Annotated in this window: 18 protein-coding genes; 14 read left to right on the plus strand and 4 right to left on the minus strand. The window is 49.4% G+C overall.

What is annotated here, in order from left to right:
- The first annotated feature begins 695 nt into the window (after positions 1 to 695).
- Both EL628_RS00455 and EL628_RS00460 read left to right on the plus strand, forming a co-directional pair.
- Positions 696 to 1,883, plus strand: coding sequence for a S53 family peptidase (locus EL628_RS00455; RefSeq protein ID WP_218028851.1), 1,188 nt, complete (start codon positions 696 to 698; stop codon positions 1,881 to 1,883).
- A 358-nt stretch (positions 1,884 to 2,241) separates the two neighbouring features.
- A complete protein-coding gene (locus tag EL628_RS00460) occupies positions 2,242 to 2,640 on the plus strand; it encodes a response regulator (RefSeq protein ID WP_126577846.1) in 399 nt (132 codons plus the stop codon).
- A 56-nt stretch (positions 2,641 to 2,696) separates the two neighbouring features.
- Here the strand turns inward: EL628_RS00460 and EL628_RS00465 are convergent, their stop codons facing one another.
- Positions 2,697 to 3,065 (minus strand): ArsR/SmtB family transcription factor, encoded by a 369-nt coding sequence (locus tag EL628_RS00465; RefSeq protein ID WP_161975174.1) that lies wholly within the window; start codon positions 3,063 to 3,065, stop codon positions 2,697 to 2,699.
- Between the two features lie 384 nt (positions 3,066 to 3,449).
- On the opposite strand from EL628_RS00465, the gene EL628_RS00470 reads away from it, so the two are divergent.
- From EL628_RS00470 to EL628_RS00505, 8 genes are all read left to right on the plus strand, one after another.
- Positions 3,450 to 4,154 (plus strand): DUF8166 family protein, encoded by a 705-nt coding sequence (locus EL628_RS00470; RefSeq protein WP_126577848.1) that lies wholly within the window; start codon positions 3,450 to 3,452, stop codon positions 4,152 to 4,154.
- Positions 4,155 to 4,169: 15 nt separating this feature from the next.
- A complete protein-coding gene (locus EL628_RS00475; protein WP_126577849.1) occupies positions 4,170 to 5,894 on the plus strand; it encodes an ATP-binding protein in 1,725 nt (574 codons plus the stop codon).
- A gap of 2 nt (positions 5,895 to 5,896) precedes the next feature.
- Positions 5,897 to 6,262, plus strand: coding sequence for a hypothetical protein (locus tag EL628_RS00480; protein WP_126577850.1), 366 nt, complete (start codon positions 5,897 to 5,899; stop codon positions 6,260 to 6,262).
- A 58-nt stretch (positions 6,263 to 6,320) separates the two neighbouring features.
- Positions 6,321 to 7,238: a glycosyltransferase family 9 protein gene (locus EL628_RS00485; RefSeq protein WP_161975175.1), complete on the plus strand. Its 918-nt coding sequence runs from the start codon at positions 6,321 to 6,323 to the stop codon at positions 7,236 to 7,238.
- A 123-nt stretch (positions 7,239 to 7,361) separates the two neighbouring features.
- Positions 7,362 to 8,144: a hypothetical protein gene (locus EL628_RS00490; protein ID WP_126577852.1), complete on the plus strand. Its 783-nt coding sequence runs from the start codon at positions 7,362 to 7,364 to the stop codon at positions 8,142 to 8,144.
- Positions 8,145 to 8,411: 267 nt separating this feature from the next.
- Positions 8,412 to 9,377, plus strand: a complete 966-nt coding sequence (locus EL628_RS00495; protein WP_126577853.1) for an AAA family ATPase — start codon at positions 8,412 to 8,414, stop codon at positions 9,375 to 9,377.
- Positions 9,377 to 10,774 carry a DUF58 domain-containing protein gene (locus EL628_RS00500; RefSeq protein WP_126577854.1) on the plus strand — a complete coding sequence of 466 codons (1,398 nt, stop codon included), beginning with the start codon at positions 9,377 to 9,379 and terminating at the stop codon, positions 10,772 to 10,774. Before EL628_RS00495 ends, EL628_RS00500 begins: the two co-directional genes overlap by 1 nt.
- Before the next feature lie 321 nt (positions 10,775 to 11,095).
- A complete protein-coding gene (locus EL628_RS00505; RefSeq protein WP_218028852.1) occupies positions 11,096 to 12,268 on the plus strand; it encodes a citrate/2-methylcitrate synthase in 1,173 nt (390 codons plus the stop codon).
- A 473-nt stretch (positions 12,269 to 12,741) separates the two neighbouring features.
- On the opposite strand, the gene yabN is transcribed toward EL628_RS00505, so the two are convergent.
- Entirely contained in the window at positions 12,742 to 14,268 is a 1,527-nt protein-coding gene (gene yabN, locus EL628_RS00510; protein WP_161975176.1) for a bifunctional methyltransferase/pyrophosphohydrolase YabN, read from the minus strand.
- Between the two features lie 433 nt (positions 14,269 to 14,701).
- On the opposite strand from yabN, the gene EL628_RS00515 reads away from it, so the two are divergent.
- Positions 14,702 to 15,223: a hypothetical protein gene (locus EL628_RS00515; RefSeq protein WP_126577856.1), complete on the plus strand. Its 522-nt coding sequence runs from the start codon at positions 14,702 to 14,704 to the stop codon at positions 15,221 to 15,223.
- Positions 15,224 to 15,316: 93 nt separating this feature from the next.
- Here the strand turns inward: EL628_RS00515 and EL628_RS00520 are convergent, their stop codons facing one another.
- Positions 15,317 to 16,210: an alpha/beta fold hydrolase gene (locus EL628_RS00520; protein ID WP_126577857.1), complete on the minus strand. Its 894-nt coding sequence runs from the start codon at positions 16,208 to 16,210 to the stop codon at positions 15,317 to 15,319.
- 522 nt (positions 16,211 to 16,732) lie between these two features.
- Between EL628_RS00520 and EL628_RS00525 the strand changes: the two genes are divergently transcribed.
- Entirely contained in the window at positions 16,733 to 17,845 is a 1,113-nt protein-coding gene (locus tag EL628_RS00525; protein WP_126577858.1) for an MGDG synthase family glycosyltransferase, read from the plus strand.
- Between the two features lie 140 nt (positions 17,846 to 17,985).
- Here the strand turns inward: EL628_RS00525 and EL628_RS00530 are convergent, their stop codons facing one another.
- The gene (locus EL628_RS00530) at positions 17,986 to 20,457 is read right to left on the minus strand and encodes a beta-mannosidase (protein WP_126577859.1); all 2,472 of its coding nucleotides are present in this window, start codon (positions 20,455 to 20,457) and stop codon (positions 17,986 to 17,988) included.
- Between the two features lie 536 nt (positions 20,458 to 20,993).
- Here EL628_RS00530 and aroF point away from each other — a divergent pair.
- Entirely contained in the window at positions 20,994 to 22,055 is a 1,062-nt protein-coding gene (gene aroF, locus EL628_RS00535; protein ID WP_126577860.1) for a 3-deoxy-7-phosphoheptulonate synthase, read from the plus strand.
- Positions 22,056 to 22,238: 183 nt separating this feature from the next.
- Positions 22,239 to 22,811 carry an ANTAR domain-containing response regulator gene (locus EL628_RS00540; RefSeq protein WP_126577861.1) on the plus strand — a complete coding sequence of 191 codons (573 nt, stop codon included), beginning with the start codon at positions 22,239 to 22,241 and terminating at the stop codon, positions 22,809 to 22,811.
- Positions 22,812 to 22,839 lie beyond the last annotated feature (28 nt).

Genomic DNA, 22,839 nt, shown 5'->3' on the forward strand with positions numbered 1-22,839 from the left:
CTTTTGAGCGGATATTTTCCACATGTTTAGTTATACGCGATGGACGGGACTCATGGCAAGGGCCCAGGCGTATAAAAATGACATAGAATAACCCTTCTGGTCACCGCCCCATTATATCATATTGGATTTCTCTACAAAGACACGTCTTATCTTTTTTTATCATGACCGCAAATTTTTCACGTCAACAGAAAAAAGGTCCTTCTTTCTAGAATGCGGGCGCCCCCAGGACTCACAAATGGTTACTTTCTATCCAATCACTCTACTTTCGCTCATTGTGCAAAGGGTATATAGATGAAATATATACCTTAAACTGATTTTTTAGATTAAAAAAAGTTATTCATATTAAACACCACTGCTCAATTTAAAAAGCGTGATACAAATCAGTCAATTTTAGAATTGACATTTGTCATTTTATAATTATAATTACTTATAAGCATCTAGTTCCATTCTAGAATGGTAGGGTGCTCTAGATAATTGATGCATAGAAATAAGCATATAATGATTGTATGCGGAGAATACAGCATGGAAGTTACCCCGAGTTTCTATGCTTCAAATCCTTTCATTGATTTCCATATCAGCTTCCCCTCCCAGGTGAAGCGGGCTCTATCTTGTCCTGTGATCATAACTCTTTGTTGTGAGAATGAGCATATGTAGGAATTACTCATGTGCATGATGCATGGGGAAAGGAATCCATCTTGAAGAACATACTCCGTCTCCTTACCTCGCTATTTGCGGTCTTCTCTTTTGCTTTCTTTGGAACTGTCACACCTACTTTTGCGCAGTCAGTCACCTCCAACGTCCATAAATTGGTGTCACACCATGTGTGCACAACGATTGTCTCTGGACAGGCTCATTGTAATGCAATCCTTGTTGATAAAAATAGCAAGGGAGTGACTCCCTTTGCCAGTTCACCCGGTGGACTCAATCCGGCAGATCTTCAGTCAGCCTATAATCTTCCCTCTTCTTCTCTGGGAAGCGGGCAGACTGTCGCAATCGTAGACGCCTATGATGATCCCAATGCAGAATCTGATCTGGCGGTCTATCGAGCACAGTTTGGCCTGCCAGAATGTTCAACAGCCAATGGCTGCTTCTCAAAAGTGGATCAGCGTGGAGGCACAAACTACCCCGCTGGCAATACCGGGTGGTCTGAAGAGATCTCGCTTGATTTAGATATGGTGAGCGCTGTTTGTCCTTTATGTAATATTTTACTTGTCGAAGGGGATAGTGCTTCCTTCGCAAACTTAGGAACAGCTGTAAATACCGCAGTCAGTCTAGGAGCGACGACAGTTAGCAATAGTTATGGTGGAGGGGAATCGTTTTTATCATTCCTCTATGCTTCATACTACAATCACCCGGGCGTAATTATTACTGCCAGTACTGGTGATTCCGGCTATGGTGTCGAAGTACCTGCGGGCTATAATACTGTTGTCGGAGTAGGAGGTACATCTCTGCACGCCAGCAGCAATGATCCTCGCGGTTGGATCGAAAGTGCCTGGAGTGGTGCTGGCAGTGGTTGCACAAGTTATGAAAGTAAACCCACCTGGCAATCAGACCCCGATTGCTCACATCGTACTATCGCCGATGTCTCGGCTGTGGCTGATCCTGCAACTGGCGTCTCGGTCTATGATACCTATGGCGTAGCTGGCTGGCTCGTCTTCGGTGGTACAAGCGTCTCCTCACCGATTATTGCCAGTGTCTATGCATTGGCAGGAAATGCCAGTTCGCTCAATGCTGCAGAATCTCTCTACAACGATCCTGGCGATCTCAATGATGTCACTAGTGGCAGTAATGGAAACTGTAATGGCTCCTACCTCTGTACGGCTGGCAATGGCTATGACGGACCAACCGGCCTGGGAACACCCAATGGAATTGGTGCCTTCTAAAGCAGTTTCTTGAGGCATAAAGAGAGGGGACCTGGCAGACGGGGCTGCCGGGTCCTCTTTTTCTGGAGCGAAGCTATCTAACTCTCCCTTTTCAAAAAGGGAGCTGGCTCTCCATTACGCAAGCCCACTCTCTTCCCCTGGAATAGTTTCTTCGTATTTAGCATGATGGATAACGAAACAAGATTGAAACTGCGAAAAGGACTATTTGGCTGAGTGTATTTGCCCTTTTTGGCTTTCTAATAAAGATAACTATCTTTCCACAACAAAACGTGGTATAGTCTAAATACAATTTCGTTTCCTGCCGAAATTGTAGAGGCAAGGAGCGCTAACGGTACTATTTTTTAGTGGAGCATTGTACATGGCCCATAATGGAGACCAGAAGATTAAGAGGACAGTGAAAAACACTAAAACAGTCCTTGTTGTCGAGGATGATGCCAATATTGGGGAAGTTCTGGTTGAAGCAATTACCCAGGAGACTGATATGCTGGCAATCCTCGTTTCAGATGGGTTTGAAGCTCTCAAAGTTGTGAAAAGTATCAAACCCAATCTGTTTATCCTTGATTATCAGCTCCCACGCATGAATGGCATAGAGCTCTATGACCAGCTCCATGCGCATGAAGAGCTGACCAATATTCCTGCTCTCATGATGAGTGCTCGTCTGCCTCAAAAAGAGTTGGAAAAACGACACATATTTGGTATGAACAAGCCAATTGATCTCGATGATTTCTTACAAACCATCGAAAAACTCGTAGGTTGAACTACTCATTGTCCGTTTCGAATATTTTATTGTGAATAAATTATGAGTAAGCCTGCTTAATTTTCATTCCTGCTTGTGGCATAATCAGTATCCAGGGCACGTAGCAGATCCTGAAATGCCTGCACAAGGAGATGATTGCGCAGACGATAGTAGACAACATTCCCTTCGCGCCTTGAGGCCACCAGACCAGCATCAGAAAGCTGTCGAAGATGTTCTGAGGTCGTTGCAGCAGAGAGTCCAATTGATCTGGCAATATCGCCTGAACGCCATTCAGGAAGGTCAGGGTCTTTACCATCTATCGGCAGGGCGAGAAGCTCTAAAATATAGCGCCGACTGGTATCACAGACGGTTGATAAGAATGCGTCGACGTATCTATCAACCTCTAATGGACGATGTGGCACCTTTGTCTGTTTTTCGGTGGACATGACATCCCTCCAATTAAGTTCAAATGGGCAGTTAAAACCATCTTCTATCCTAAACTGAGCCATTCAAAGATGCAAGAGGCCTGATCAGTTTGGACTAGAGGTACTACTCCCACCCGTGGCGATCTATCACCTCTCCAGAAATGATGATATTCTACCCAGAGGTACTATTGGTTTGAACAGTCAACGCAAAAGTCCTCAATGTGATATAATGCCGCCAAACCAGATGTTCTAAATTTGAGCCCTTTCGCTCTCTTTCCTTTTGTATGGATCACCCAGGCCGCTTAGTCTGTTTTTGTAGATGCTCTCTTAACGGTATCTTCCCCCTCTGCTCATAGGCAGTTGGGGCCAGAGAGCATGCTCTCTGGAAGAGGATGTAAGATTACGATGTTTATCGGGAAGATTGTGAAGTCGGATTCACATATCAATTATGTTTGCCAGATCTATGGCCCGCGAGAAGTGGAGATCGAGCCCAACCCCGCCGATTATTCCTTCGGGCGTTTTGTACGGATTGCGATCCGCTCTAATCAGAACGAAGATCCCAATCTCGCGCTTGATTATGCTCTTGGGCTGAGCCAGGAACCAATAACCTATGCCGTAGGGGTGATCTATGATACGATTCTGCTCAATCCGGCCTTTGGCTCGCTTGGCCCACGCCTCTCAAATGAGACGCAGGTGGAGCTCTTCTCCCCCGATTACATCTCTGAGAAGGCTGTTCTGATCTATATTATGGTCCTGGGCATGATGGAACAACGCCAGAGGCCCGATGGGGAGGCCGAACTGCTCTCCGTTATGCATGGGGTCCCGCTGCTCTCGCTTGAATTAGGAAGCGAGATTGAGACGATGCATGATGATGAGGTCTGCGCTTTCCACTATTTTAGCGATACGACGAATGCTGAAGCTGTCTCCGGTGAGCCCTATCTGCATATGGGCTATCTTCCACACATTATTGCTCAACGTAGCAGCTTGCTACCAATGGTGACCCTCCGGATTATCGATCAATTAGAACGGCTCTTTCCACAAAATCTGGCGGTGCTTTCGATTGTAAAGCGAAATTTTGCCTGGCGACTAAAAGTGGAGACGACAGGTTAGCAAAGGAACAGTCCAATGATGATCAATCAGATCCGCCAGGCCGCTGCTCAGCCTCCACGTAAACCTGTGGGAATCACAAAGGGCCCTGGTGAATCTACTCATGAATATACGTTTGTCTCACGCGATGATGAACAGGTGCTCAAAAACGGCGAATATGTCTACTATGAGCTGCTTGAAACGTCTCTGAATGGCGCTGGCCCGGTGGTTCGCCGCGTCCTCGGTCGGGTGCTCAAACGTGTTCCTCTACAGCTCTACCCCGATACGTTTCTGGGTGAGCCCGAGGTCTCTCCCACTGAGGTAGCTGCGATGGTGGGCTACAATGCCCATACCAATGAATTGTTCGAGCTGCATGTTGCAATTATGGGCTACTATGACCACTCCACTGGCTCGTTTATCAATCCCTGGATTCCGCCACAATCGGGCAAAAAAATTTATCTCGCCGATGATCAGATGCTGACGGAGATCCTTTCGCGCAAACAGAATGGGCAGCCAGGCTCGGCTACGATTGGCTCTCTCTTGACGCGCGCTCCCGGGGCGGTGCCGATTGTGCTCTCCGTTAAGGATATTGTCAGTACCCATATGGCGATTATTGCTAGCACTGGCGCGGGTAAAAGCTATTTAGCAAGCGTTGTGATTGAGGAGCTGATGCAGCCGCAGAACAAGGCCTGTGTGCTGATCATTGATCCCCACGGCGAATACAGTACGCTGGATCAGATTGCTAATGCACGCCAGTTTACGGAAGAGGGGGATGGCCGCGGCAATAGCTATCAGGCCAATGTCCGCATCTACAAACCCGATCAGGTGAAGGTCCGCATCTCAACGCTGAATATTGGTGATATGCGCCAGCTCTTGCCTGAGATGACTGAAAAACAGCAATATCTGCTCAGTCGAGCGCTGCGCAAAGTTACTGAGGGGAAACGCGGGACTCCCTGGAGCGCCGCCGATCTCAAACAGGCCATTAAAGCCGTCTCACGTCAGAAGACCGATGAAGAGAGCGAAGGGGCCGACGATTCCAGTACGGTGCATGCTCTGACCTGGCGCGTGGAGCAACGCTTTGAACATAGCTTTACCTTTGATGATACACAGCATCTCGACCTCCCAGAAATCTTTAAGCCCGGTCAATGTACGGTCTTACAGCTCAATGAGATCGATGAACGCGATCAACAGGTCATCGTTGCAACTCTCTTGCGCCGCCTTAACCAGGCTCGTATGGATACTGAGCGCGGCAAAGTACAATCTGGCGAGTCGTATCTCCCCTATCCTGTCTTTGTGCTACTGGAAGAAGCTCATCACTTTGCCCCGGGTGGAACAGAGGTCGTCTCAACTGCTATTCTTAAGCAGGTCCTGGCTGAGGGCCGCAAATTTGGCATTGGGGTCGGTCTGATTAGCCAGCGACCAGGTAAACTGGATTCAGATGTGCTCAGCCAGTGTCAGACGCAATGTATTATGCGTATCGTGAATGAGATTGACCAGAAGAGTGTTGGCGCTGCCATTGAAGGTGTTGGACGTGACCTGCTCGATAACCTTCCAGCGCTCTCTAAGGGTCAGGTCATTGTTGCTGGTGCTGCGGTGAACACACCAGTTATCTGCCGTGTGCGAACGCGCTATACTCCACATGGTGGTGAAAGTAAGGATGCTCCCGATCTCTGGCAGCGCTATTTTAGTCAGGAGACACAGGAGAGCCGTAAACGTACTGAGGCTCCGCTCAACGGAAATCGGGGCTTTAATCTGTTGAGGTAAGGATGTCTAAGCGTCTCTCGCTCGCTGTTCTGGCTCTTAGTGCTCTGGTGTCATGGGGCTGTATTCTTCTCTTTACACGCTTTGTTCCGCCCACGGCACCAGCGGCGCTACCATTTGTGTTTCTGTTCTTGTTCGTTGCGTTCATGAGTACTGGCACGCTCGTGATTTTTGTCTCAGGCCGCCGCCTCCTGGCACACTATGGCTATGGACTGCGGCTACGTTCTGCTCTGTATCAGAGCATCCTTGTTTCGTTTGTGCTGCTTCTGAACCTGCTTCTTCTGGCCTTATACAGTTGGAGCATTGTTAATGGTCTCCTCCTTCTGGCCGGTGGCGTTATTTTTGAGGTCTTATGGCTGGCTCGCAAGTAAAAAAAACTGGAGACGGCTGCCCATAGCTGGCAAAACTATAAAAGATGGAAGGGCAGAGATGCGCATTCTGATGATCCGACCCGGAGCGCTGGGGGATACGTTATTGGTGGTACCGATCTTACAGGCATTACAGGAGCAGTACGCGCCATGCGAGATTCTCTTCGTTGGAAATACAGCGCTCCTCCCACTCCTGCAAGCCACTGGCCCGGTCACAGCAACCTTTGACTATGAGGAGCCCCGCTGGGGCCGACTCTTTATTCCCCATCATATGACAACACGCCCTCTTCTGGCTGGATTGCCTGAGCAGATAGACTGGGCAATCTGCTGGCTTCAAGATACCGAAGGGGTCGTCGAGCGCAATCTCAGAGCCGCCGCTATTCCACGCGTGACTGTTGCTCCAGGAAAACCGGCGATGAACGATACGCTCCATTGCGTCGATCATCTGGCCCGAACGCTGGCTCTCCCCGGACTACTTTCACACCAACATGCCTATCTAGCTGATTGCTTTCCTGGAGAGGAAGATCTACCGCTCCAAAGAGCTCAGATAGCAATACATCCCGGCAGTGGTGGCAAAGAAAAATGCTGGCCACCAGCCGCTTTTGCGCAGGTTATTACAGGACTATGGGAAAGAGAGAGAGCAGTCGTGCTCCTTGGTGGTCCGGCTGAACACGAACGGGTCTCGCTGCTCCAGGAGCTCTTGCCAGTTCCACCATTTCAAGGTGCTCTCACACTCTGGCTCAACCTGCCTCTGTTGCAGCTAGCTCAACAACTACGCCGGTGCTATTGCTATCTAGGGAACGATAGTGGCATTACACATCTGGCGGCCCTGTCAGGGCTTCCAACTATAGCGCTCTTTGGTCCCAGTAATCCACTGCACTGGCATCCAATCGGCCCGACCGTGACGATACTGGCCGCATCAGAGCTCAGCTCACTCTTGCCCACACAGGTTCTCAAACAGATAGCACTTTTTGGGTGAGACACAGCCATACATTTACAGTTGCCACTCTATGACCTATACTCAAACTCAAACGAACGAGCTTATGACATTTTAACTCGCAATTGAAATGTGGCATAGATTGCAGTCAAGAGGAGCGAGACTATGTTTAATAATCAGCCAGATCCCTCTACTCCTGTCCAGCAGCAACCTGGATCACAACAATGGACACCACATAGTGCTCCAACAGAGCGGTTTGTCCGCAAACCTATTGGGCCAGAACAACTTATTCGGCAGCCAGCCTCTCCCCTTCCCAAAAATCCTGTACAGAGAATGGGCCAGCTCTGGAAATCTGATCCTGCCTATAAAGTACTGTTCATTGCTATAGGAACTATTCTCCTCTCTGGTCTGGTTGGAGCAATTCTCCTCACCAGCTGGATTTTTTCATCAGCTCAGCCCTCATCCACCAATTCTGCAAGCGCTACAACGCCTGGAGCAAAAGTGTCTGTTGTCAGCCAGAACACGCCCACACCAGTTCCGACCGCGCAACCAACTCCCATTCCAACTATTGTGCCTGCCATTCTTCCTACAACAGCTCCAACGGCCCCTCCTACCCCCACTCCAGATCCTAATACACCTCTCACTGTCGATTGCAATGGCCTGCCCGGTCAGGCCCAAAATAGAACCACGCTCTCGGTCAGCATTCATACCAACAAGCCAGGTGTAAGTGTGAAGCTTACGGTTATTTATAATGCCCTGCCAGGATTCTATAATAGCAGTACCGTAACTACCGACAGCCAGGGTAATGCCTCTGTCCCCTGGAAAATTGCAGTGCAAACTTTCCAGCATAACACAAAGGTTACCGCGACCGTTACCGCTATCGCACAATCAGCTACCGGGCAATCTGCCACCTCGCAGCCAATTAAGGTGCAAATTATTGTGAATTGAACAATGCCTCCTCCCTGTCAGAATGATCATTGCAGCAAGAAAGATGCCGGATGGCTCACAGAATGGCAGTTTTTCTTGCATGTATGACAGGCAATAGAGCTTCATTTGCTCCTGCTAACAGGTGAGAGAGGCATGTTTTCAAACGTATAAAGTATAGCGCATAAAGTATCATGTAGAAATTTTACGGTGCAATACGATAGATAATTGATAATTCTTAGACATTGGCTGGCAATGACCTCTTATGAAAAGTTGTCACAAGGAAGAAATATGCCGCAAATAGAAGATATTCGTAATACTCAGAGCATCCAGAGTGCAGTCAACGCTGTTCGACATAATATCGCACAGGTCATCGTTGGAAAAGAGGAGGTCGTCGATCTCCTGATCGTTGCACTCCTCTGTGAGGGTCATGTTCTGTTCGAAGACGTTCCGGGCATTGGCAAAACGACCCTGGCTAAAACTCTGGCAAAATCTCTGGGATGCACATTTCAACGGATCCAGTTTACACCTGACCTCCTGCCATCCGATATCACTGGCATCACTTTCTATAACCAGAAACAGGGCGAATTTGAATTTCGGCCCGGCCCTCTCCTGACGCAAATAGTTCTGGCAGATGAGATCAACCGCGCCACTCCTCGTACGCAATCAGCATTGCTCGAGGCGATGGAAGAACGCCAGATCAGTATCGAACGCGAGACGCTCCCTCTTCCCAGACCTTTCCTGGTTATTGCCACCCAGAATCCAGTCGAGCTCGAAGGCACGTTTCCCCTTCCTGAAGCGCAACTTGACCGCTTTCTCATGCGCGTTCGCCTGAATTATCCAACCAGACAGGAAGAACGCTTGATTTTACAACGCTTCCGTGAGGAGCAGCCGCTTGCAGAGCTGAAGCCAGTCCTCTCAGCTGAAAGTCTTCTGAGCTTACAGAGCCTGATCCGCAAAGTCCATATCAGTGAAGGGATAGAGAACTATATCGTAGATCTTGTACAGGAGACACGTACACATGATGGAGTCGAACTTGGCGTCAGCCCACGCGGAACACTGGCACTCTGCCGGGCCAGTCAGGCCTATGCAGCGATTCAAGGACGCAGCTATGTCCTGCCCGATGATGTCAAACGCCTCGCCATCCCTGTTCTCGCCCATCGTATGATTGCCACCAATCAATCGCGCTTGCATGGACATGGGATGGAGCTTCTCATTGAGAGTGTATTACAGACAGTGCCTGTGCCGGTGGAATAATGCGAAATCAGAATCGTATCAATCTTCGCTCTGGCCAGCAGGCATCAACGACGCACAAAAAATACGCACTCCTGACCTCTTCAAAAGGAGATAAGCTCGATCGCCGACTCTACTTAGTCGGCCTCGTTATCCTTCTGTTGGGTATACTGATCAAGCAGCCAATTCTTCTGATAGGAGGAAGCCTGCTGACCCTGATCCTGGGTATCACCGATCTCTGGTCCCATTTTAGTCTACACAATCTGGCTTATCAGCGTGAGATCAGTGAACAACGCCTGCTCTTTGGGGAAGAAGTAATGCTAGATCTCACCGTGGAGAATATAAAACTCTTGCCATTGCCCTGGTTAGAACTGGAGGAAAGGCTACCACGCGACTTAACCTTGAAAGAGCAGAAGGTCCGTACGGGCAGCAGCAGCTATCAGGTTACCCTGAATGCCCTCTTTCATCTCTCCTGGTACGAGCGCGTCACGCGACGTTATACCCTTCAAGGCACCACACGTGGCATCCATATCTTTGGCCCAACAACTCTGCATAGCGGCGATGGCTTTGGCTTTCTCAAGCGCGAAGGGCATCTGAACAACGAACAATTCATACTGGTCTATCCACTCATTCTTCCGCTAACCAGTTTTCACCTTCCAGCTCGCCATCCCTTTGGCGATCATCGCTCACAGCAACGGTTAATCGAGGACCCATCGCGTGTCGTTGGAGTACGCGAATATGCCTACGGCGATAGTCTACGAAGAGTCGATTGGAAAGCGACAGCACGTACGCTCACCATGCAGAGCAAAATTTATGAATCGACAACAACATATACAATCGCTATCTTTCTCAATGTCACTTTGCAACTGGATGTACACTATGGTTTCTATCCAGAGCTACGCGAGCTCTGTATCAGCGCAGCAGCCTCGATCGCCGATTGGAGCATCAATCAGGGCTATGCAGTTGGCCTGTATGTGAATACAGTCCCTTATCAACCCGAAGAAAAGCCCTGGAAGCTTAACCAGAGCCCGGAACAGATACTTCGAGAACGCCGTATTCGCATCCCTGCCGCCAGTACAGAAGAGCAACGCACACGTATCTTAGAGATGCTTGCTCGTATTCAAAATACGCAGGGCTGTACGCTAGATGAGCTCATCCTTTCCGAACGCTCCAACCTCTTAGCTGGCACGACTGCTCTCATCATTACCAGCACTATTAACGAAAAGCTCCTGGATGCCATCCTTCACCTGCGCCGCCATGGAAACGCCGTTGCCCTTCTTTATGCAGGCGAGCAGCCATCGTTACTGAAGATGGCAGGAGTCACTGTCTACCATATTGGCACGACAGAGACCTGGAAGCAATGTGTGCGCACTTCCTTACAAGAGAGCTCTCCGTTAGAGAGACCGACATTTCAGTTTTGATGCTGAATGGCCGCTTCTTCTCACATTCTTGTAGAATAGAGGTCTGAGGATGGAAAAACCCTGGCTGTATATCAAACTTGTTTGACTTTTAGAAGTATTGATGATACAAATTAAAAGACTTGAGCTTTGCTGTCTAGCACACCAGAGCACGCTTGAAGCACAAAGGAGTTAAACGCAGCGGTCACTGAAGACTGCTGGTGTGAAGTGACTCAAAGTACTGTGAATGGGAAGCGGCTACCACCTGAAGTGCTTGTTTATTTTTCACTGTATGAAGAAGAGGGGCGTTTATCGTCTCTCGCAGCACCTATGAGGACAATGTTTATGGCTGAAATAGCACGTGGATTACGCAATGTTGTTCTAACCGAGACACGCCTGTCAATGATTGATGGAGAAGTTGGAAAACTGATCATTGCTGGCTTCCCACTGGAAGAACTTGCTCCCCATGCAACCTTTGAAGAGGTTCTCTACTTATTATGGCATGATCGACTCCCTAATGCAGACGAGCTGACGACTTTTACGCAGCAGCTAAGCGCGAATCGCTCTTTGCCCGAGACAACATTGACCGTCTTGCAGGTCGCTGCCCAGAACAAACTTCCATTAATGGATGCCTTACGTATGGGAGTTGATACGCTAAGTCTGGTTGATCCTGAGCCTGAGGCGACATCAATTGAGGCCAATCTCCGACGCGCCAGCCGCCTTCTGGCTCACTTCCCCACGATTGTTGCCTCCTACTGGCGATTGCTTCATGGTCAGGAACCTGTTACACCTCGCTCGGATCTCTCGCATGCAGCTAATTTCCTTTATATGGTGAATGGGCAGGTCCCTGAACCAGCGATTACCCGTGGCATGGAGACGTATCTCAATACCGTTGTGGATCATGGGATGAATGCTTCTACGTTTACGGCTCGCGTGATCGCCAGTACCCGATCAGATATGACCTCTGCCATCGTGGGGGCGATCGGTTCTTTGAAGGGCCCCTTACATGGTGGGGCACCCGGTCCAGCAGCCGATATGGTGTTTGAGATTCGCGAACGAGCCGCCAGATCTGGTCGCAGTGTGGCTGAGGAGGCGAAAGATTGGGCTACAGCCAAACTGCAATCAAAAGAGCGCATTATGGGCTTTGGTCATCGCGTCTATCGTGTCCGCGACCCTCGTGCTGATGTCTTAGGTGGCGCTGTAAGACAGCTCTTTCAACAGACTGGTGGATTGGACTTCTATAACGATGCTCGAGCCGTTGAGGATGCTATGCTACAGGCATTAGAGGAATACAAACCAGGCTTGCGCATCAAAACAAATGTGGAGTTCTATACCGCTCTGATTCTCCATGGCATTGGCTTAGAGCCTGAGATTTTTTCACCCGTCTTCGCTATCTCACGAGTAGGTGGCTGGGTCGCCCATATTCTGGAACAATATGCCGAAGATGAGTTGATTCGCCCCACGACCAATTACAATGGCGCCTACGATCGCAAATGGGTCCCCCTTGCCGAACGCTAATGCAGGCGTTTGCCTCTTTAACGAGGCACAGTAACGAGGCATATTTTTGGCCCTCTCTCCTTCCGAGGGACAAAGAATGAATGGGGACGTTCACGGCCATCATGAATGATGGGCACGACACCATTATGCAATACATCGCACCTCATAAAGCGATTTATCGCATAAACGTGTAAGGCCCATCATTCATGATGGCCGCCGTGACCCACTCCACCCTGTTCCCCATCTCACACAATACATCGCACCCCATAAAGCGATTTATCGCACAATCATGTCGGGCCCATCATTCATGATGGCCGCCGTGACCCATTCCACCCAGTTCCCCATCTCACACAATACATCGCACCCCATAAAGCGATTTATCGCACAAACGCGTAAGGCCCATCATTCATGATGGCCGCCGTGACCCATTCCACCCCCTTCACACAATACATTACAACCCCATAAGGCTACATCCTCTTTGTCCGTCTCACTTTTTAGATCAATGGTGCGTCGGGGGCTGCATTTTTAGCTTGCATCCATAAATCTGACCATTCGCTGATGGTATACGAATGTAATGCTCGCTGCTGCTGACGGGCCAGCTCTTCCATGGCTTGAAAACGCCGCTTGAACTTACGATTGGCAGCCCGAAGCGCCTCTTCGGCATCAATCTTGAGAAAGCGTCCTAGCTTGGAGGCGATAAAGAGCAGATCGCCAAGCTCTTCATGCTGCTCCTCAGGAGTCTTCGCCTGCTGAAGCTCCAACAACTCTTCATTTAGTTTTGCATAGACCTCGTCGAGATGATTGAATTCAAAGCCTACTTTTGCAACACGCTTCTGATATTCTTGCGCTACCATAAGGGCTGGAGTAGCCTGGGGCACACGATCGAGAATGCTTTCCTCAGCCAGATCGGTTCCAGCATTGGCACGCTCCTGACGTTTTATCTCCTCCCAGTTCTGCACAACCTGTCCGGCATTCTGTACTTCAATATTTCCAAACACATGGGGGTGGCGACGAATAAGCTTGGCATTAATCTGCTCGTAGACATCGCCAATCGTAAACTCTTCGTCTTGACGAGCAACCTCAGCATGAAGATAGACCTGAAGCAGAAGGTCACCAAGCTCTTCCGCCAGTTTGTCCATATTCTGTTCTTCCAGCGCCTCAACCACCTCATAGGTCTCTTCAATGACATAGCGCGTAAGGCTCTCATGCGTCTGTTGACGGTCCCAGGGACAGCCATCGGGGTCTCGGCGCAACCGCATGGTGATATAGCGCAACGTCTCAGGCAGACGCAGGGCAGTCAGTTCGTCCAGAGGAGGAACATAGAGGGTGCTGAGATGATTGGCAAAGGTATTGCGATCCAACTCGTAGAGAGGAAGCTCTAGCACGCTCTCCTCCTGATTAATACCAGCAGCACGAACCAGCTTCACCGGCCATTCATCAGGATAAAACTCGCTGAGAGCTAGCTTGACGGCACTTGCCAGACGGCGATTATAGACCTGGACAACAAGCAATGGGACGGTGGGAATAATCTTACCGCCAGCCTCATCTCCACTGAGAGCCGCGAGATTCGTAGCGTCAAAGATCTGCGCTCCCGCCTCAAACGGATCAAGCTCTAATAAAGAGCAGACAGGCTCAATAAATGAAAGCCCCGAGATAATCTGAGTACTTAATTGACGCTCACGAGCCATCTGCAAGAGATTCTGCACCGAGGTCTCACCAATCAAAGGATGACCAGGGACCGCATAGATCACTGGCTGCTGTGTAGCAAGCGTACAGACCTCTTGAGCAATCTGCTGATAGAGAGTATTCCAATCTTGTGATTCATCGTAGAGTCGGTCAAAGGATTCAATACGTAAAGTAGGTAGATCTTGTTGAAGAGACTCAACCGTAGGATGAATCAATGTACGAAAATAGACAGTCTGTTGCTGTTGAGCAGCCTGGGAAAAAAGAGTCTGAGCAGCTAGCGTCAGATCATGAATACTTCCCGGACCTAGCCCAACAATCGTAATAGCAGCAGTCATTGATAAACACATCCTCTCTGCAAGGCAGATAATAGCGACCTGGCAGGCTGCCTGTATCATAGTGATAGAGCAGCGGAACTGGCCGAGCCATAGACTCTTAAACGTACAAACAGGAGCATACCACCGTAATTTATATCTTGAAAGGCGAGAAAACCGCGAAATCTTCAGCTCAGCGGTAGTTCACGCACATCGAGGCGATCGATTACTTGTCTCCACACGAACGCTGCGATGCTGGAAAGTAGTGTACTGATTGGGTCCCCGTCTGTCAAATTGCACACCTGGATAACGACGGATAGACAGAGACAACCAGAAGAAGGTAACTATCGAACAGAGCAAAAACCTTAACATTGTCGAATGAGTAACAACGTGTTATGCTATTTTCGAAAAGAAAACAACGCTCGTTGAGAAGTCGAGCGATACAAGGAGGTTCTACATGGCGTCCGCTGAAAATGCGAAACCCACCTGCCCGGTATGCCACCAGGCAGATAAAGTAAAAACGACGCAAGCCGCTTATAATTCTGGCGTAACGCGCTGCGCCCCACCAGACATGCCCACAAAACAAGTCACAATGACATCATACATTTCAGCTTGTATGGTACTTGTTGGTATTTGTGTCTTCCTCATCATCGTTTTTATTGGTGGTTTAGAGAATAATTTTCCTCAGCCTGCAATGCTTGCTCTGGTAATTACCACCATTGTCTGTATTATCACTTCCCTGGCCGTCTCCTATTATGCCTTTCAGCGCGTTGTCCGTGGAGATAATGAGGTATCCGCCTATTATCCAGCCTGGGACAAAGCTATGGCAACCTGGAAAAATTGGTATTATTGTTCCCGCGACGAAGTTGTGTTTGATCCCCAGACAAACAAAGTTGTCTCCAGCGATCAACTGACCAAAGTACGCGAATTCCGTAGTCAGCCGGATGCTCTCAAAACAGCTCTTGCTGCTCATTCATAGCAAGAGAGATTGCAGCAACTGATCATACAATGTCAAAAGCAGTGAGAGAGAGTCGCTCATCTCACTGCTTTTGCGTGTGTGGCCACTGTCTTCTCAGAAGGCCCGAATCTTGCGGATCTTGCGCACTGGACGCGGCCTGGCTTTTTTCGTCGCTTTTTTCTTAAGCAGGGGTTGGAGACGTGTGCGCCCGACCAGATGGGGCTCCGGTTGACGCCTGCGCCAGCGACGCTGAGGCTGCGGGGCCGGAAGCTTTCCATACAACAAAAATGGCAGGACGGCTTCCGCCACATTGGGAGCCGCTAACATAGGGGCGCTATGATTCGCAATAATCGTGACATCGTTGGGGCGTGGACGGCGGGGACGTGAGATTAAAGCATCCTGCTTGCCCCATACAAAGAGCGACGGGACTGGCGGAAGCTCAAACGGTGCCCGTCCATAGCCCGGAATCTCACGAAGGGTGCGCACGAGAATATCCAATGGTTGAAGCTCAATCTCATGCTTCCACAAATAAGTATAGTCATGGCTCAACCAGTTGAACCCCAATGCACGAATAAGGTTGTGAAGCCTCCAGTCTGAAAAGACCCACTGGCGCAACATAAGGGGATGAGGCGCACTTAACAGACTCACAAAAACTGACCAGATCTCCCATAGATAGATTGGGCAGAGAAAAATAGCTCGGCTGATCGATTCAGGATATCGCTGCACATAGGCTTCAGCCGCTCGAGTCCCCACAGAATAGGCCAGGAGCGACCATTTTTCGATCCCCAACGATCTTCGTACTTCTTCAATGGCTTCAGCACATGCCGGATAATAAGGAAGGTCAGAAGCGGCTTCTGGCGAGCCACCAATACCAGGCAGCTCAATCATTATTAGCTGAAAATGTGGTGTGAGTAAAGGGGCTAGATTTTGCCAGATGGTGTAAGACACGCCCCAACCATGAATTAAGAGAAGTGGAGCCCCACTTCCTTCAAGTCGGTAACGTAACATAGGCTCTGTCTTTCGCTCTTAAGTACTTTACATGCACTTTTTTTACTGCAATAAACCACTAAAATATCATAGAAAAAATCATTGGTCTACTACAAAACATGCTTGTTCTCTATAATGATACGACGGGCCTTCATCTATCACGACGCTAACAAATATTCTGCCCAAAATGATGAAGGTCTTCAAATAGTCCTATGGCCAGAAATAGCTGTGCTGGTGAATACACTGTATCCATGTGTTACAAAATATTTTACCATACCACTCTGTATGTGCCAAGGCCGTTCAGATATGATGCAAGTCGTTTCAATTTTTCTCATCTCGATGGCATCATCTTTCTCGAATGCTCTTGCATTCGCCGTCTATAAATGGGTATGGTAAAGAGCAGAACGTAGGACATTTGACTGGTGCTCCTGAGGAGGACTTCAGGAAAGGACTTCATCACCTGGAATGAAAACTCCATTTTCAGAGGAGACGGACAAGATCTGAGTCAAATGGCCGGAACACTATAGAGGAAAATAACTATCTATGGCCGAACAGCAAAAAATTCTGATTCTAACCTCAAAAACAGGAGGTGGTCACGTAAGCCTTGCAGAGGCTTTACGCGACCAACTGGCAGAGGGCAATCCTATCATTGAGATCATTGATCCTCAGTCACGCTTTATTCATTGGCACTATCGCATGGTCAGCCGTTATGCACTCTGGCTCTGGTCAGCAGAGTTTCAACTGATGAATACTCCTGTACGTGCTCACATAGCACATCAGATCTTTGCTTTGCTGGTCCGCAGACCACTCGAACGTTTACTCAAACGTTTTCAGCCTGATCTTATTCTGACTACGTATCCTTTTTTAACTTTTGAAGTGATGGAAGCACTTCGGAAAGGCACAAGACCGGTCCCCTTTGGGATGCTGTTCACCGATCCACAACATATTCATGCCTCCTGGCTCACTGAAAAACGAGCCGATATTACCTTTGCCCCAACGGCTGAAACCTATCAACAGGCTCTTCAGGCTGGCTTTCCCCCCGAGAAACTCCATCAGGTCGGCTGGCCCGTACGGCTCCAATTTACGCAAAATTATGAATCTCAACGTCTGGCCCTCTTCTCTAAAATGGGGCTGGACCCTGCATGCTTTACGCTTTTTGTACAGGGTGGTGGAGAAGGGGCTGCACAGTTTGGAGAAACTATCAATCGCGTTCTCCATATCGATGAGCGCATACAGATTATCCTGGCGACAGGGACAAATCAGGCCCTGCTGACACGTTTTCAAGGCCACAAACGGCTCTTCCCTTTGCCTTTTACAAAAGAGATTGCTCCCTATATGGCTGTGTCTGATCTCATTATGGGGAAGGCAGGCCCCAATATGCTCTTTGAGGCAGTTACGTTGGGAAAACCCTTCCTGGCTACCGCCTATATTCCAGGTCAGGAAGAGGCAAATCTAGAATTTATTCAGCGCCATGGCCTGGGTTGGATTGCCCTGACCGCCGGTGAACAGGTGTCCGTTCTGACATCGCTGTTGCATGAACCCACCAGGCTGCGACAGATGATCGACTCAGTTCAAGCTTATCGGCAACGCAACATCGAAGCATGTAACAAGATTCCCTTCTTAATGAAAGAACTTATTCCTGTTCCCTCTCATTAATTTAAATCTATAACGGTATGTCGTACGGTCCACAAATCGCAGACATGCGGGCCCTGCACTGTTTAGCGATACATATCGCCAAATGGTGCAGGGCCCGCATGTCTGCCAGATTGTACGATCTTAATTACACGATCTTGATTTTACAATCCTAACCAGCGTACCTCAATCTTTTCTTCTGCTTCTAATCCCAGAGCTACTACTGGCTGGACATCATCAGGAAACACATCCAGCATGTTATCGCTCCACTTTACCTGATCGCCCGCTTGCAACCAGACGCCCTTTGCTGGACGTTTGCTGGAAACGCGAACGACCCCTTCTGCACGCTCGATGCGGATCTCAGGGTCTGGCAGGTTCAGATATTTGAAAGGCTCGGGCCAGAGAGCTGCTCTCGCCATCACCACGCCATCAATCAAGAGGCGAGCACTGATAACGTGCTGATCTGCTACACGATAGTTCAGGAGCTTTTCGTCATGTGAACGATTGGGAGCGAGTGGTGCCTTCCACCGTTCCTGAGCAATCAGCTTACCATCAAGGGTCCAGGTGGTCAGTTCAATCTCTGCTGCCACTTCAGTTGTAAGGCTGCTGCCGACCCAGACCGTTGCCTGATCCAATCCTTCTCTGGCGAGACCGATGATGAAAGGGGCCAGCTCACGCTTTGTGGTATAATAAGCTGGCTTGGGTCGAAAGGCGTAATCGACGGTAGCCCAGCTACTCACAGGCCAACAATCATTCAACTGCCAGATTAAAGCACCTGCGGTATACTCACAGCCCGGACCCTGCCAGAGCCGACGCCAGCCACGCAGAGCTGATCCCAGGGCCTCAGACTGAATAAATTGGGTCGCATAGGTATAGCCCACCAGATCCGTTGCATAGCGAATGTTGCGGATCATATAAGAGGCCATCCGCCAATCACCGCCACCAGCTTTGTTATGGCCATCCAGTGTCCGGCTTTGTGGATAGCGCTCCTCGGGCACTGTAAACTCTTCAATTGTCTTTACAGCAGGATATGATGCCATACCGAACTCGCTTATAAAGCGTGCTGCCAGCTTCGGATAATCTTGATATGGGAGCATTTCACCATGCCAGACACTCCACACATGCACATCCCCAATGGTTGGATCGCTGGCCCGTCGACCTCCATAGGGACTTCCAGGCCAGTAAGGGCGTGCAGGATCAAGCCTGGCACAGATGGCAGGCAAAAGTTGCTCATAGATAGCTCTGGCTGGAAAAGGCGTCTGAAGTGGATCTTCTGCATCCAGCACTGCATCCAGGTTGGGAATACTCTCGGCAACAAGATAATCTTCGTTATTGCCAGCCCAGATTACAAGCGAGGGGTGATGCCGGAGCCGGCGCACATTGGCCTCTGCTTCCTGCTTGACACTCTCGCGCAAAGCTTCATGAGCAGGATAAATGCCGCAGGCAAACATAAAATCTTGCCAGACCAGCAGCCCTAGCTCATCACAAGTCTGATAAAAATAATCCGACTCGTAGATCCCACCACCCCAGACGCGTAACATAATCAGGTTGCCATCAGCCGCTAGCTGCAACCACTTTCGATAGCGCTCATCGGTAATACCAGGTGTAAAGGAATCGGCAGGAATCCAATTAACTCCACCACAGAAGATCGGAGTAGTATTGATCTCAAAGTAGAAACTTGTGCCAGGGGCCTGCTGTAAAGCCTCCTGCACCAGGCGGAGTCGGCGAGCTCCCAGGGATAGGGTCTGTTGATCAAGCACATTCCCCTGGCGCTGGACCGTTGCCACCAGACGATAAAGTGGCTGAGCGCCATAGCCACGAGGCCACCAGAGCTCTGGCTGCGCAACTTCAAAGGTATGGTGCACGTCACACCCAACCAGGGACTGCTGCCATTCAGCCACTTGTTCACCTGACGGAGCATAGAGAGCCAGCACGACCTGAACTTCGACGGATGATGTGGCCGCCTCCAATTGAAGCTGAATAGGAAAACGAGCGGTCTTGAGATCTTCCGCAACCTCGACAGGACAGTGCAGATCAGCAATGCGCACCTGATAGGACTCTAACCTGATCTTCTGCCAGGGGCCAGCCGTCAGAAGCGTCGGACCCCAATCCCAGCCATAATGGTATTGAGCTTTACGTACATAGAGCCGGCTACTATCGCTGTTCCACAACGTACGCTTCCCAAACTCAGCCTCTAACGCCTTACCACGGAGAAGCGCAGACTCGAATAAGATCCAGAGCTCATTCCCTTCAGCCTGGAGGAGATGACGAACAGGCACACGAGCTGGAATAAACATATTATCGCTGTGCAGAATCACCTGCCCATTTAACCAGACTGTGGCATAGGTATCCAGACCATCAAAACAGAGATCCTGTTCTACGCCCCCGGCAATCTCAGCAGGCACATCGAATGTACAACGATAGAGCCAGTCACTCTCTCCAATCCACTGGACCTGCTCCTCGTTGAGACCGAAGAAAGGATCAGGAATCCGACCAGCGGCCAGAAGGTCCTGATGAATAGTACCAGGTACCTGTGCAGAGAGCCATTCTCCGGTGTCAGTAAACTCTTTTTCAAGTGGCAGTGCAGAGCTTCTTTGTTTGCACTCCCAACCGTTTGTTAATAGAAGCTGTTCCACAGAAAGATAGTGGTCCTTTCAACATGATTCACCTTTGACAAGATAAGATCAAGCATAGCAGTCTTTGTGCTCTATCGCAATGGTTGATACCACTTCTCTCGCCTGGATATTTCAGACATAGAGAGAGAGATCATACACTACAGACTATCTATAAACAGCGTATGCATGAGAAATTTACAAACAAAAGCTTGACAGTAACTATCTCAGCCCTTTATACTCATAAAAGGAATCGGAGTAACACAACAGGTGACCCGCATCCAGACAAAAAAAACGAAAGATACAACAAATGCTCAGCAACCAACCGACAACACAACATACGTATTATTATTGGTTTAGCCCTCCAGCATGATGGTGGGCCCTTTGGGCTGAGCAAAAAAAACCACCAGCGTGCTGGAGAAGCAGAGGATTGATCCTCTGCTTTTTTGTTTCTTTGAAATGGATCACCTGCTTATCGCGACAACACAGGGCATTGATGAACGTTTTTACAACGTAAGGCAGCAATTAGCGCATTAGTAGTTGAAAAAGGGAGTAATTTCATGATTATCAGTATTCACACACAAGCTACCAGCGAAGAACGAGCACAGCTTATGACGCTGCTGTGTCGAATTACCGGGAGTCAACGTCCGATAACCACGACGATGATGACCGAACGAGAAGTCATAGCTTTAGACGGTACAATCATTGATGCCCAGGCCCAGACAGCCATTAACGAACAAAGTGCAGTCGATTCCATTCACACCCTGAAAACCCCCTATCAACTCGCCAGCCGCCTCTTTCAAGCCACCAGCACCAGCATTACTATCGGCACAACCCACGATTGCGAACCTGTCACGATCGGCGGTACTGCCTCCCCTGTGATTATGTCCGGCCCATGTGCTGTTGAATCAAGAGAGCAACTCATCTCAACCGCACGTGCGGTCAAGGAGGCAGGTGCGCAAGTATTACGTGGGGGGGCCTTCAAGCCTCGTACCTCTCCCTATCAATTTCAGGGCCTGGGCATCGAAGGACTGCACATGCTCTCTGAAGCTCGCGAAGTAACCGGGCTGCCAGTCATCTCAGAGGTGATGGAGCCTGATATGGTAGATACGGTGGCGCAGCACGTCGATATCCTCCAGGTTGGAGCTCGTAATATGCAGAACTATCCTTTGCTGATGAGTGTAGGCCGACACGCCAGGAAGCTCCCGGTCTTGCTCAAACGCGGACTATCCTCGACCATTGATGAGTGGTTACTGGCTGCCGAATATATTATTGCTGCTGGCAATCCAAATGTTATTCTCTGTGAACGTGGTATTCGTAGCTATGATCCAATGACGCGCAATGTTCTCGACTTAACCTGCATTCCTTTGCTGCATGAGCTGACACACCTCCCAGTCATCGCAGATCCAAGCCATTCGACGGGACGCCGCGAACTGGTCCCCGTTATGTCTCGCGCCGCAATTGCCGCTGAGGCCGATGGCCTGATCATCGAGACCCATATTGATCCAGACCGCGCCTTATGCGATGGACGTCAATCTATTACGCCAGCTCAATTAGAGAAAATCGTCCATGAGACCCGACTATTGACTCAACTCATGAAGGGCGATGTTCGCGTAGCCTGACGTAAAACTCTCTGTACACACCCATTCTCTCTCATACAAAGGCCTAAAAGATGGGCATATGAGGTCCTACATTTAGCCTCCGCCCTATCGACTCAGGATGCACAGTTATGATATACTCATTGTACGTAGAAAGAGTATTTAGTCTAGTGGGTGGGGAATAGACCAAGGCTTTGAGGAGACACTATGCCAACACGAATCATTATTGCAGATGACGAAGCCATTCAACGCATGGATCTGAAAGATGTGTTGACCAAGCAAGGCTATCTCGTAATTGGCGAAGCGGGAGATGGCCAGAGCGCTGTCAACCTCGCTCGCGAGTTACGGCCTGACTTGCTCATCATGGACATTCGTATGCCCGACATGGACGGCATTGCCGCCGCCGAAACGCTTACTCAGGAGAAGATTGCACCGGTGTTGTTGCTCACAGCCTTCGGAGATCAGCAGTTGGTCGAACGTGCTAAAGAGGCTGGCGTTGTGAATTATATCGTTAAACCCCTTCGCGAAAGCGAAGTCGCACCAGCTATCGAGGTCGCCCTCGCACGTTATAGCGAGTTCCGCTCTCTTGAAGAAGAGAATCGCACGCTCGCCGAAAAACTGGAGACACGTAAGGTTGTCGAACGCGCTAAGGGTCTCTTGATGGAGAAACAGGGCCTCAGCGAGCAGGAAGCGTTCCGTAAAATTCAGAAAGCCAGCATGAATAATCGCAAATCTATGCGTGAAGTTGCCGAAGCTATCTTACTAACCAACGAAATGTAGCTCTACAGAGATGAGATTAGCATGCTTG

The sequence above is a fragment of the Tengunoibacter tsumagoiensis genome, assembly GCF_003967535.1.
GTDB classification, from domain to species: Bacteria; Chloroflexota; Ktedonobacteria; order Ktedonobacterales; family Ktedonobacteraceae; genus Tengunoibacter; species Tengunoibacter tsumagoiensis.